The sequence below is a fragment of the Kitasatospora sp. NPDC001683 genome (assembly GCF_053596495.1).
The window spans coordinates 118,257-130,278 of sequence record NZ_JBSFGK010000008.1 but is presented as its reverse complement, the minus strand read 5'-3'; the positions used below and the strand labels follow the sequence as shown (position 1 = coordinate 130,278).

Genomic DNA, 12,022 nt, shown 5'->3' with positions numbered 1-12,022 from the left:
ACGACCCCCGGCGCGGCGGATGGAGGCCGCCCGGGGCGAACACCCGATGCCCGCAGGCAGATCGCCGCGGGCGCACCTCAAGGGGAGGATCCGACCATGGAGAACATGGTGGACTTCGAGACCGACCTCGCGGCGCTGCAGGACCTGCCGGAGACCGAGTCGGTCGAGCTGACCGGCCACGGCAGCGGCTGCCAGTACACCTGTCTCGTCCTGACCTGCCTGATCTTCACCAACAGCTGATCAGGTTCGGCCCACGGGTGCCGTCCCCGCCTGTCCGGACAGGCGGGGACGGCACCGGTCTTCCCGCACCGACTTCTCGCAGCTGGGTGCGGTCGGCCGCCGGGCGGCGAAGGCGTCGGTCAGCCACCCCGGGCGGGGCGGGACTCGCCCCACGAGGTCGATAGGATCTCGTCCGTCCCGGCCGTTATGGTGGCCGGGGCACGGGCCGCGATCACCGGCTGTGGCGCGTACCGAGCGCCCGATCGGGGACCCGACCGTGTGCCGCAGGCGCCGGGCGGGCGCCGATGACCTGCACCCTCCGCACGGAAGACGATTTCTCATGTCCGACACCCTCACCGACACCACCGGCCCCGCGATCACCGGGACCGACGCCGACGAGAAGACGGCCGAGGACACCGCGTCGCACGGTCGCCACCGCGGTGGCTCCGCCTCCGACGACACCCCCGGGGCCGACCCGCACGGCCGCCACCGCGCGGCCGGCGCCCAGGGCTGATCCCGAGGAACGACCGCACCCGCGAGGGCCCGCCGAGGACACATCCCGGCGGGCCCTCGCCCGTCATGGGCCCGGAAGAAGACAGAGCTAGCCGAGCGAGACCACCGTCCGCAGCGCCTCGCCGCCGCGCATCTGCTCGACCGCCAGGTTCACGTCCGCCAGCCCGACCCGGTGGGTGATCATCCCGTCGAGGTCGATCCGTCCGGCCCGCCACAGGTCCACGACCAGTCCGACGGTGCGGGCCACCGGCGCCCCGCCGTACAGCGAGGGCAGCAGCCGCTTCTCGTTGAAGAACAGCTCGCCCATGGCGAACTGCGCGAGGTCGTCCTGCGCGCCCGCGCCGATGACGACGACCGCGCCGCCGCGCCGGGCCGCGTCGTAGCCGGCCCGGACGGTGGCCGCGCGGCCGACCGCCTCGAAGACGTAGTCGAAGCCGCCGCCGGGCAGGCCCTTGGCGGCGGCCTTCAGCTCCTCGGGGGCGATCGCCTCGGTGGCGCCGAAGGCGAGTGCCCGCTCGCGGCGGGAGGCCACCGGGTCGACGACGGTGATCCGGGCGGCACCGCAGACCCGGGCACCCTGGACGGTGGCCACGCCGACGCCGCCCGCGCCGATCACCGCGACCGTGGAACCGGGTTCGACCCGGGCGGTGTTGACCGCGGCGCCGATGCCGGTGGTCACCCCGCAGCCGATGAGCGCGGCGGCCTCGTACGGGAGGTCGGCCGGCACCTTGATGACGGCGTCGGCGGCGACCACCACCTCCTCGGCGAAGGCACCGGTGCCGTAGAAGCCGGAGGCCTCGGTGCCGTCCTCGGCCAGCCGGAAGCCGGGCGCGCCGAGCCGCCGCAGGCTGGCGACGCACAGGTGGCCGCGGCCGCGCTCGCAGTGGGCGCAGCGGCCGCAGGGGGGCATCCAGCAGAGCACCACCCGGTCCCCGGGGGCGACGCCGGTCACGCCCTCGCCGACCTCGACGACGTCCCCGGCGCCCTCGTGCCCGGGGACGAACGGCGCGGGCTGCGGCAGGACGCCGCTCATCGCGGAGAGGTCCGAGTGACACAGGCTGGCGGCGCGCATCCGGACCCGTACGGTGCCCGGTCCGAAACCGACCGCGGTGACGTCCTCCCGGACGTCGAGGGTGTCCTGGCCGGTCTTGTGCAGAACGGCTGCGCGCATGGGGCTGCTCCCGGTGTGCCTCGGGTCAAGGGTCGGGGCGATTCTGGCACGGCCTCCGGCGGCTCACTGGAACGCGTTCCAGAACCACCCCGGACCACCCGCCCGACCAGCGGCTCCACGAAAACGCACTACACGCGCACCACCGGCGCGCCATCATCTCCGACGTGGCCACATCCATCGAGACACCCTCCGGCATACCCGCCCACGGCGGGCCCTGCCCCCGCTGTCGCGCCGCCCTGACCGACGACCCGCGCTTCGTCGCCTGGTGCCCGGCCTGCGACTGGAACCTCGTCCCCGGTCAGGACCGCGCCCCCGAGCCAACCCGGCGGGAACGGGCGGCGGCCGACCGCACCGACCGGCTGTTCGAGGAACAGGCCGCCGGAGGCGCTTCCCCCACCGCTCGCCTCGACTGGCTGCTCGCCTCCGCCGCCGCCGGTCTGGTCCACCTCGTCACCGTCGGCCTGTGCTGCCTGGCGCTCTGGCTGCTCGTCACCGGGAACGTCGTGCAGCGCTGCACCGGCGCGATGCTGCTGGTGTTCGTCGTCACCCTGCGGCCCCGGCTCGGGCGGCTGCCGCGCGACGAGAACTGCCTCGGCCGCGACCGGGCGCCCGCGTTGTACGGACTGGCCGACCGGGTGGCCGCCGAGGTCGGTGCCGTGCCGGTGGCCGTCATCCAGGTCACCGACGAGTTCAACGCCTCGTACGGGCTGGTCGGGCTGCGCCGCCGGCCCGTCCTCTGGCTGGGCCTACCGCTGTGGGAGGTGCTGGACGACCGGCAGCGGATCGCCCTGCTCGGCCACGAGTTCGGACACCACGTCAACGGCGACCCCCGGCGCTCGTTCTGGCTGCACAGCGCGATGTCGGCGCTCTCGGGCTGGTACGACATGGCCCGCCCGGGCCATGTCTGGGGCCAGCGGCGAGCCGACGAGCTCTCGCTGCTGATCCGAGCCGGCGCGGTCCTCGGCCGGATGGTGCTGCGGGCCGTCGCCTGGCTGTTGCTCCAGGGCCTGCGGCTGTTCGACCGGCTCACCTCCCGGGCCGGCCAGCAGGCGGAGTACCGCGCGGACGCCCTCGCCGTCCGGGTGGGCGGCAGCGAGGCGGCCCGGGGGATGCTCTCGGTGCTGCTGCTCGACAACGCGGTGGGTACCGCGATCAACCGGGTCCGGGCGGAGGAGCGGCAGCGTCCCCGGGTGGTCCGCTCGCGGAAGCGCCGGAGCGAGGACGGTCCCGAGCGAACCGCCCAGGAGCAGGCCACCCCGGACCTGCTCTGGGAGCGGGTGCGCGAGCACCTCGCCTCCGTCCCCGCCGTGGAGCAGGAGCGGTTGCAGCGGCTCAGCGCCCGCGACCGTACCGCCGTGGACGGTTCGCATCCGCCGACCCACCTGCGGATCGCCCTGGTCGACCGGTCCGGGGCCCGGCCCGCCGCCGTCACCGCCACCGCCACCGAGGTCGGGGCGATCGCCGCCGAGCTGGCCCCGTACCGGGCCCGGATCGCCGCCGAGTTCCTCACCGGCTGACGGCACCGGCCCACCGCACCCGCTGATCGGACCGGCGACCCGGCACCGTCGCCGCGGCTACCGTCGAGTAGGGTCCGAGCACGTCCGTCCGCCGTCCGAACCCGAGGAGCACCGCATGTCCGACCTGCTGGAGGGCGCCCGTCCGGCGCCGGAGGTGCTGGCGGCGTTCGAGGCGGCCACCGGGTTCATGCCGGTGGACGAGGGGCTCGCGCTGTACGCGGCGGCGGTGGCGGCGGCCCGGCGCACCGGGCTGCCGGTGCTGGAGATCGGCACCTACTGCGGGCGCTCGGCGGTCCTGCTGGCGGCCGCGGCCCGGGAGGCCGGGACGGTCGCGCTGACCGTGGACCACCACCGCGGCTCGGAGGAGCAGCAGCCCGGCTGGGAGTACCACGACCCGACCCTGGTGGACCCGGAGGTCGGGCGGATGGACACCCTGCCCCGGTTCCGTCGCACCCTGCACGCCGCCGGGCTGGAGGAGCACGTGGTCGCGCTGGTCGGCCGCTCGCCGCAGATCGCCGCGCTGTGGGGCCGGCCGCTGGCCCTGGTCTTCATCGACGGCGGGCACACCGACGAGCACGCCACCGGCGACTACGAGGGCTGGGCACCGCACCTGGCGCCGGAGGGCCTGCTGGTGGTGCACGACGTGTTCCCGGACCCGGCGGACGGCGGCCAGGCCCCGTACCGGGTGTACCTGCGGGCGCTGGCCGAGGGCTTCGAGGAGGTCTCGGTGACCGGCTCGCTGCGCGTGCTGCGCCGGACCGCCGCCTGACCGACCCGGACCGGCCCTGACGGCCCCGCCCCGACCGCCCCGACCGCCCCGACCACCCCGCGAGATCGCCCCCACAGCCCCGCCCGGATGCTCTAACGTCGTGCCGGGGCTGTCGGGCGCGTGCTCGAACGGTACGGTGGCCGCGCAGCACCAGGCAGCTGCGGCACGGGCGGCAGCACCAGGCAGAGCATCGGCGGACGGTGGGGGCTAGCGGCACATGACGGACCAGCACAACACCGCTCCGGCGGTCTGGGACCCGACCGCGCGCGGCGGCGCGGGCGGCTGGGTCCGCAATCCGCAGCACCCGGACGCCGGGTCCGCCCCCGGCGAACCGCCGGCGCCCCCCACCGCGGGCGCGGTCGGCGATCAGGGACCGCCGCTGGGCGCCCGCCCGTACCTGTCCACCGCCCCGGGCTTCGGCCCGCCGCCGGACATGTCGGCACCGGCCCCCGCGCCCACCCCGATGCCCACCCCGATGCCCGCCACGGAACCGGGCCCCGGGGCGCCCACCACCGCCCTCCCCCGGGTCGCCCCGCCGCCCCCGGGCGCCCCGCCCTCGGCGGGCCCGCCCGCGCCCACGCCGTTCCCCTCCCACGCGACCCCGCAGGACCGCGGCTCCCAGGGCGGGCAGCTCCCGGGCCCCGGCTACGTCTACCCGCCGCCGCCCACGGCCGGCCCGTACCAGCAGGCCCCGTTCCAGCAGCCCCCGTACCCCGCCCAGCCGGACTACCCGACCGCCCAGCCGCTCGACGACGAGGACGAGGACGACCGGGACCGCCCGGCCGACCGCAGGACCCCGCTGCTGATCGGCTTCGCGGTGCTGCTGGTCCTGGCGGTCGGCGGCGGCCTGCTGTACGCGACCACCGGCAACGACGGCGGCAAGAACGACCAGGCCGCGCCCGCCCCTTCGGCCGCCACCACGACCGACTCCGGCAACCCGCCGCCCGCCCCCGCGCCCACCGGTACGGACGCCGCGCCGAGCGCCACGGCCACGCCCTCCGGTTCGCCCTCCCCGACCGCGACCGGCGCCGGCCCCAACGCCAAGGCCCAGGCCCAGGCACTGGACGCCCTGCTCACCGAGGGCGGGAACGCCCGGGCCCAGATCGGCAACGCGGTGGCCAAGGTGACCAGTTGCCCCGCGAAGGCCGACATCGAGAGCGCGGCGCAGGTCTTCGACGGCGGTGCCAAGCAGCGCGACGGCCTGCTGGGCAAGCTCGGCAAGCTGAGCGTCACGGACCTGCCGGGCGGCACGGACGCGGTGAACTCGCTCAAGTCCGCCTGGCAGTTGTCCGCCGACGTCGACCGGGCGTACGCGAGCTGGGCGCGCGCCGTCGTCGCCCAGGGCTGCTCCGGCACCGCGCCGAGCACGGCGGACAAGAAGCACGCGGACGAACTCAACCCGCAGGCCACCCAGGCGAAGAACGACTTCCTGAACAAGTGGAAGCCGATCGCGACCACTTACGGTCTCACCCCGCCCACCTCGGACAGGATCTGAACCACCCGTGACCGGCCCGACCTCCCGACCGCCCCGCCGTTCCGCCCTGCTGCGCGCCACCACCGTGGTGGCCGCGGTCGTACCGCTGTGCACGGCGGGCTGGTTCGGCTGGCGGGCCCTGGACGACTCCGGCCCGGCGGGCGCCTCGGCCGCCGCGTCGCCGGGCGCCGTCGTCTCCACCAGCCAGGCCCCGGCCACCCCGATGGCGCCGCCGGCCGGCAGCACCCCGACGGGCGCCACGCCGACGGGCACGCCCACCGAGACGTCGACCCCCACCGCGGAAACCCCCACCCCGGAGACCCCCACCGCGGCGCCCCCCGCCGACCTCACCGGCCGCACCATCGTGCTCGACCCCGGCCACAACCCCGGCAACTTCGCCCACCCCACCGAGATCAACCGTCAGGTCGACATCGGCAACGCCCACAAGGAGTGCGACACCACCGGCACCGAGACCGACGCCGGCTACACCGAGGCCGACTACACCCTGGACGTCACCCGCCGGGCCCGCGCCCTGCTGACCGCCCGGGGCGCCAAGGTGGTGTTCACCCAGGACGGTGACCGCCCCTGGGGCCCGTGCGTGGACGAGCGCGCCAGGGCGGGCGCCGACGCGCACGCCGACGTCGCGGTCTCGGTGCACGGCGACGGCGGTCCGGCGAGCGGCAGCGGCTTCCACGTGATCATGCCCGCCAGGGTGGTCGCCGGCAAGGCGGACAACTCCGCGATCGTCGAACCCTCGCACCGCCTCGGCCTGCTGCTGCGCGACCGCTTCCACGCCGCGACCGGCGAGCCGTACGCCGACTACGTCGCGGACGAGGGCCTGGACACCCGCTCCGACCTGGGCGGCCTCAACCTCTCCGCGGTTCCCAAGGTGTTCATCGAGTGCGGTAACATGCGCAACTCCGCGGACGCCCGACGGATGACGGACCCTCAGTGGCGGCAGCAGGCCGCCCAGGGGATCGCCGACGCGCTGACCGCCTTCCTGACCACGCACTGAGCGGGCCCGGCAAGGGAGTTGGGACGGGCGGGCCCGGTGGACGACGCACCACCGGGCCCGCACGGTTTGCAACGACTTCGACCCGTTCCCGGTCCCGCCGTGCACCGGCAGGACGGTTGGGCCTAGGCTTCTGGTCCGTTCGGGAGTTTCGGCCGGTCAGCCCGACCGCGCGAAGCACCGTCCACGACACGTCAACGAGGGGAACGTAAGTGAATCTGCGCGCTCTCACCAGGGGAGACGCCGCCGTCGCAGGCGCGGCCGTCCTGCTGTTCATCGCCTCCTTCCTGCCTTACTGGTCCGTGGACTGCAGCGGCCGGTACTGCGGGAACACCTCGCAGAACGCGTGGAGCACCGAGCTGTTCCCCATCCTGCCCTCGATCTACCTGCTGGGCATCGCCGCCGCCGTCCTGATCCTGGTGCAGCGCTTCCAGGGCCCCGCCGCCGCCAACCGCCAGGTGCTCGGCCTGCGGCTGGACCAGTGGGGCATCGCGTTCGCCGTCGCGGCGCTGTGGACCTCGATCTGGGCGCTGGGCGGCGGCCCGTCGATCCCCGGCTACGGCCACGGCTTCGGCGCCTGGCTCGGCCTCATCTCGCTGATCGTGCTGGCCGGTGCGGCCGCGGCCGCGCCGCTGGTGCCCGCGCTGAAGGCCCCGCTGGTCACCGACCGCCCGGCCGCCGGCCCGTACCAGGGCGGCTACCCGATGCCGGGTCAGCCCGGTCACCCGGGTGCCCCCGGTCAGCCCGGCCAGTACGGCTACCCGGGCCAGGCCCACGACCCGGCCTTCGGCGCCCAGCCGGTCCCCGGCGGGTACGGCTACCCGGCCGCCGGCCAGCCGGTGCAGCCGCATGACGCCGGCGCCCCGGCCCCGCAGCCGACCCCGGCCGCCGCCCAGCAGCCGGCCGCCCCGGCGGCGGACTTCCAGCCGTTCTGGTTCGCCGTCCCGGCCCCGCGCCAGCTGGCCCCGAAGGACAACCCGGCCGGCGCCCCGGTCGGCGAGCTCGTGCCGGGCACCTGGTACCTGGCCGTCGAGCAGCGCGGCGCGGCCCTGGTCGCCCAGCTGGCGGACGGCACCCAGGGCGTGCTGGCCGACACCGCGGGCATCCAGCGCGGCTGACGCCCGTCGAGCACGCCGAAGGGGCGGGACCGGATCACCGGTCCCGCCCCTTCGGTCTTCGTGGGCTCAGCAGCAGTCCTGGACCACCAGCCCGGCGGGCAGCTGCTCCCCGCCGAAGACCGCGACGGTCGCCGGGTCCCCGCCGAGCGCGGCCACCGCGAGCAGCAGCGCCCCGGCCGTCCAGGTGGTGCGCTCCTCGGGCCAGATCGCGTCGTCCTCGAAGACGTACCCGGTCCAGTACGAGCCGTCCTGGTGCCGCAGGTGCTTCTGGATCCAGCGCAGGATGTCCACCGCGCGGTCGGACTGGCCGATCGCCCAGAGCGCGAGGGCCAGTTCGGCGCTCTCCCCGCCGGTCACCCACGGGCGGTCGCTGACGCAGCGCACGCCGAGGCCGGGGACGACGAAGCGGTCCCAGTCCCGCTCGATCCGGGCCAGCGCCGCGTCGCCGCGCAGGCCGGTGCCGAGCACCGGGTAGTACCAGTCCATCGAGTAGCGGCCCTTGTCCAGGAACCGCTCGGGGTGGTGGGCGATGGCGTGCCGCAGCCGGCCTGCCGCGAGCTCCCAGTCGGGCTGCGGCTCCTCCAGGTAGTCGGCGATGGCCAGGCCGCAGCGCAGCGCGTGCAGGATGCTGGACGAGCCGGTGAGCAGCGCCTCCCCGGTCGCGGCGCCGTCCTCGTCGACCCGCCAGGCGATCGGGCCGTCGGGCAGCCGCAGGCCGACGATGAAGTCCAGCGCCCGCCGGACCACCGGCCAGATCCACTCCAGGAAGGCGTCGTCGCCGGCGCTGAGGTGGTGGTGCCAGACCCCGACCGCGATGTACGCGCAGAAGTTGCTCTCCTTGGCCCGGTCGGTGACCACGCCGTCGGTGTACGCGGCGTACCAGGAACCGTCCGGGTTCTGCTGCGCGGCGAGCCAGCGGTAGGCGGCCTCGGCGGCGGCGTGCTCGCCGGCGGTGTCGAGGGCCATCGCGGCCTCGGTGTGGTCCCACGGGTCGAGGTGGTGGCCGGCGAACCACGGGATGGCGCCGTCGGGGCGCTGCTCGGCCAGGATGCTGCGGACGGTGTCGGCCGCCTGCTCGGCGTCCAGCACCCCGTCGAGCAGCAGCACCTCGGGGACGGCGGGGGTCATGCGCCCGCCTGCCCGGGCTCCGTGCGGTTCGGCTTGGCGGCGTAGGCGACGAAGCTCTTGCCGATGACCGGGTTGAGCGCCTTCTCGGCGGCCCTGGTGAGGGTGCTGATCACCGGGGTCCCGACGATGTCCCAGACCAGCAGCTGGTGGTACGCCTTGACCGGCAGCGCCTTGTCGTTGTCCACGCCGACGGCGCACTTGATCCACCAGTACGGCGAGTGCAGCGCGTGCGCGTGGTGGGTGCCGTACGGCTCCAGGCCGGCGTCCTTGAGCTTGCCGAGCAGCTCGTCACCCCGGTAGATCCGGATGTGACCGCCCTCGACCTCGTGGTACTCGTCGGACAGCGCCCAGCAGATCTTCTCCGGCAGCCAGCGCGGCACGGTGACGGCGAGCAGGCCGCCCGGCTTGAGGACGCGGAACATCTCGTTGAGCACGCCCTTGTCGTCGGGTATGTGCTCCATCACCTCGGAGATGATGATCTTGTCGAAGTACTCGTCCTCGAACGGCAGCGCCAGCGCGTTGCCCTCCATCGCGACCGCCGACGCGCCCTCGGGGGCCTCGCCGGCCAGCTCCATCGCGGCGAACCACTTCTTGACCTCGGCGATCTCCTCGGCGTTCTGGTCGAGGGCGATCACGTTGGCGCCGCGGCGGTAGCACTCGAACGCGTGCCGGCCCCCGCCGCAGCCCAGGTCGAGCACCCGGTCGCCGGGGGCGAGCGGGAAGCGCGAGAAATCGACGGTCAGCACTGCAGGGCTCCCATTCCTATTGCAACCAAGCGTTTCCGACGTTTCGTCAGCACGCTTCGCCAGAAGGCTTCGTCAGAAGGCTTCGTCAGGTGACTCGCCTGATGCCCGGGGCGCGCCGCGCCCGAGCCGCGCCGCTCAGGGCACGTACCGGTCAGGGCACGTACCGCCAGCCCGGCCCGGAGCGGGCCCGGGCGCCGACACCGGTGGCGATCGCCGCCCGGTACGCGTCGGCGGTCAGCTCGGCGGCCCGCTCCCAGGTGAACCGGGCCAGCACCCGCTCGCGGCCGGCCGCGCCGAGCTCGGCGCGCAGCCGCGGGTCGTCCAGCAGCCGGCCGAGCGCGGCGGCCAGCGCGTCCGCCTCCCCCGGCGGCACGGCCAGGCAGGTCTCGCCGTCCGGCCCGGCCACCTCGGGGATCGCCCCGCCGGTGGTCGCGACCAGCGGGGTGCCGGTGGCCATCGCCTCGGCGGCGGGCAGCGAGAAGCCCTCGTACAGCGAGGGGACGCAGGCCACCTCGGCGGAGCGGTACAGGTCGACCAGCTCCCGGTCGGTCAGTCCGGTGCGGAACTCGATGTGCTCCGCCAGCCCGAAGCGGCGCACCGCCTCGGCCACCGGCCCGTCCTCCTTCTGCGGCTTGCCGACCACCACCAGGTGGGCCTCCCGCTCGGTGCGGACCTTGGCCAGCGCCTCGACCAGGAAGACCAGGCCCTTGAGCGGCACGTCCGCGCTGGAGGTGGTGACGATCCGGCCGGGGACCCGCTCGATCTCCGCGGAGGGCGACCAGAGCCGGGTGTCGGCGCCGATCGGCACCACCGAGATCGCGCCGGGGGCGGCGCCCAGGTGCTCGGCGATCTCGCGCTGCGAGGTGCCGGAGACGGTGATCACGTGGTCCAGCCGGGCCGCGACCCGGCGCTGCATCCGGGTGAAGGCGTACCAGCGGCGCAGCGAGAGCCGCTTCGCCCTCGTGGTGGCCGCGTCCAGCTCCAACTGCCGGTCGACGGTGATCGGGTGATGGATCGTGGTGACCAGCGGGAAGCCGTGCCGGGCCAGGCCCAGCAGGCCGTAGCCGAGGGTCTGGTTGTCGTGCACCACGTCGTAGCGGCCCTTGTGCCGGGCCAGGTACTGACGGGCGCGCAGCGAGAAGGTGAGCGGCTCGGGGAAGCCTCCGGTGCGCATGGTGGCGAACTCCAGCACGTCCACCGGCCCGCGGAACTCGTGCCGGGCGGGGGTGCGGAAGGGGTCGTCGGCGCGGTAGAGGTCCAGACTGGGCAGCTCGACCAGGCGGACCGTTCCGGGGCCCTCGACCTCGTCCAGCACGGGGTAGGGCTGGGCGCCGATCACGTCCACGTGGTGGCCGAGCCTGGCCAGCTCACGGGAGAGGTGCCGTACGTACACGCCCTGGCCGCCGCAGAACGGGTCCCCGCGGTATGACAGCAGGGCAATCCGCAGCGGGTGCGCGGTCATCCTCGGCCCTCATCTCTGGCTGCTATCGGTGCGAGCGGCCCCAACGGTGGCGCCGGTCGCTAAAGTAGATCAGGTTTCAGTGGCTGTGGAACTCGTCATCGACCGTGTGAACAATGAGAGACCTCGAAGATACCGGCCCGTAGCTTTCGCTCAGGAGCCAGGGCTGGTGATTCCCGCCACGCGCCCGCCCCGACCGACCGCGGGTCGCCTTCGGGTCGACCTTTCTGGAGCACGCCGCCACCCACGCGCCCCCGGGAGCACCCTTGCCGTCGCCGACCACGTCCGTGAGCCCCGCCACCCCTCCGCAGGGCGAGCCGCCGCTGTCCGCGCGCCAGGCCGAACGGCGCCGCCGGATCCTGCGGGCCGCCACCGCGCTGGCCGCCCGCGGCGGGTACGAGGCGGTGCAGATGCGGGAGGTCGCGGAGAGCGCACAGGTCGCCCTCGGGACGCTGTACCGGTACTTCCCCTCCAAGGTCCACCTGCTGGTCGCGGTCATGCTGGAGCAGCTGCAGGAGCTCCAGGAGCACATCCGGCGGCACCCGCCCACCGACCGGGAGCCGGCGCCGAGGGTCGCCGACACCCTCACCCGGGCCTTCCACGCGCTCCAGCGCGAGCCGCTGCTGGCCGAGGCGATGGTCCGCGCGATGTGCTTCGCGGACCGCTCGGTCGGTACCGAGGTGGACCTGGTCAGCGCCGCCACCGGACAGCTCATCCTGGACGCGATCGGCCAGTCCGGACCGCCCAGCGAGAGCCAGCGGGCGGCCGTCCGGGTGATCGAGCACACCTGGCACTCGGCCCTGGTCGCCTGGCTCTCCGGACGCGCCTCGATCGCCGAGGTCCGGGCCGACCTGCACACCGCGGCGCGGCTGCTGACCCTGCCGTGACGGGCCCGA

The 12,022-nt window shown here is 74.9% G+C and carries 12 protein-coding genes; 8 read left to right on the top strand and 4 right to left on the bottom strand.

Going from position 1 to position 12,022, the window contains the following annotated elements:
* Positions 1-96 precede the first annotated feature (96 nt).
* The gene (locus ACWCYO_RS06900; RefSeq protein ID WP_270147213.1) at positions 97-240 is read left to right on the top strand and encodes a VenA family class IV lanthipeptide; all 144 of its coding nucleotides are present in this window, start codon (positions 97-99) and stop codon (positions 238-240) included.
* A 319-nt stretch (positions 241-559) separates the two neighbouring features.
* Positions 560-733 carry a hypothetical protein gene (locus tag ACWCYO_RS06895; RefSeq protein ID WP_270147212.1) on the top strand — a complete coding sequence of 58 codons (174 nt, stop codon included), beginning with the start codon at positions 560-562 and terminating at the stop codon, positions 731-733.
* 87 nt (positions 734-820) lie between these two features.
* Here ACWCYO_RS06895 and ACWCYO_RS06890 read toward each other — a convergent pair whose 3' ends face one another.
* A complete protein-coding gene (locus ACWCYO_RS06890; RefSeq protein WP_449783622.1) occupies positions 821-1,903 on the bottom strand; it encodes an alcohol dehydrogenase catalytic domain-containing protein in 1,083 nt (360 codons plus the stop codon).
* Between the two features lie 164 nt (positions 1,904-2,067).
* Between ACWCYO_RS06890 and ACWCYO_RS06885 the strand changes: the two genes are divergently transcribed.
* The 5 genes from ACWCYO_RS06885 to ACWCYO_RS06865 all read left to right on the top strand — a co-directional run bounded on the left by ACWCYO_RS06885 (position 2,068) and on the right by ACWCYO_RS06865 (position 7,793).
* Positions 2,068-3,420 carry a M48 family metallopeptidase gene (locus ACWCYO_RS06885; RefSeq protein ID WP_449783621.1) on the top strand — a complete coding sequence of 451 codons (1,353 nt, stop codon included), beginning with the start codon at positions 2,068-2,070 and terminating at the stop codon, positions 3,418-3,420.
* Positions 3,421-3,535: 115 nt separating this feature from the next.
* Positions 3,536-4,189, top strand: coding sequence for a class I SAM-dependent methyltransferase (locus ACWCYO_RS06880; protein ID WP_270147209.1), 654 nt, complete (start codon positions 3,536-3,538; stop codon positions 4,187-4,189).
* A gap of 217 nt (positions 4,190-4,406) precedes the next feature.
* Positions 4,407-5,684, top strand: a complete 1,278-nt coding sequence (locus ACWCYO_RS06875) for a hypothetical protein (protein WP_449783620.1) — start codon at positions 4,407-4,409, stop codon at positions 5,682-5,684.
* 7 nt (positions 5,685-5,691) lie between these two features.
* The gene (locus ACWCYO_RS06870; protein ID WP_449783619.1) at positions 5,692-6,678 is read left to right on the top strand and encodes an N-acetylmuramoyl-L-alanine amidase; all 987 of its coding nucleotides are present in this window, start codon (positions 5,692-5,694) and stop codon (positions 6,676-6,678) included.
* A gap of 209 nt (positions 6,679-6,887) precedes the next feature.
* Entirely contained in the window at positions 6,888-7,793 is a 906-nt protein-coding gene (locus tag ACWCYO_RS06865) for a hypothetical protein (RefSeq protein ID WP_270147204.1), read from the top strand.
* Between the two features lie 66 nt (positions 7,794-7,859).
* On the opposite strand, the gene ACWCYO_RS06860 is transcribed toward ACWCYO_RS06865, so the two are convergent.
* The 3 genes from ACWCYO_RS06860 to ACWCYO_RS06850 all read right to left on the bottom strand — a co-directional run bounded on the left by ACWCYO_RS06860 (position 7,860) and on the right by ACWCYO_RS06850 (position 11,129).
* Entirely contained in the window at positions 7,860-8,921 is a 1,062-nt protein-coding gene (locus tag ACWCYO_RS06860; RefSeq protein WP_270147203.1) for a prenyltransferase/squalene oxidase repeat-containing protein, read from the bottom strand.
* Positions 8,918-9,667 (bottom strand): class I SAM-dependent methyltransferase, encoded by a 750-nt coding sequence (locus tag ACWCYO_RS06855; RefSeq protein ID WP_270147202.1) that lies wholly within the window; start codon positions 9,665-9,667, stop codon positions 8,918-8,920. The genes ACWCYO_RS06860 and ACWCYO_RS06855 overlap by 4 nt, the downstream gene beginning before the upstream one ends.
* Before the next feature lie 151 nt (positions 9,668-9,818).
* On the bottom strand, positions 9,819-11,129 hold the full coding sequence (locus ACWCYO_RS06850; protein ID WP_270147200.1) for a glycosyltransferase family 4 protein: 1,311 nt from the start codon (positions 11,127-11,129) through the stop codon (positions 9,819-9,821).
* A gap of 263 nt (positions 11,130-11,392) precedes the next feature.
* Between ACWCYO_RS06850 and ACWCYO_RS06845 the strand changes: the two genes are divergently transcribed.
* A complete protein-coding gene (locus ACWCYO_RS06845) occupies positions 11,393-12,013 on the top strand; it encodes a TetR family transcriptional regulator (protein WP_449783618.1) in 621 nt (206 codons plus the stop codon).
* The last annotated feature ends 9 nt before the right edge of the window (positions 12,014-12,022 follow it).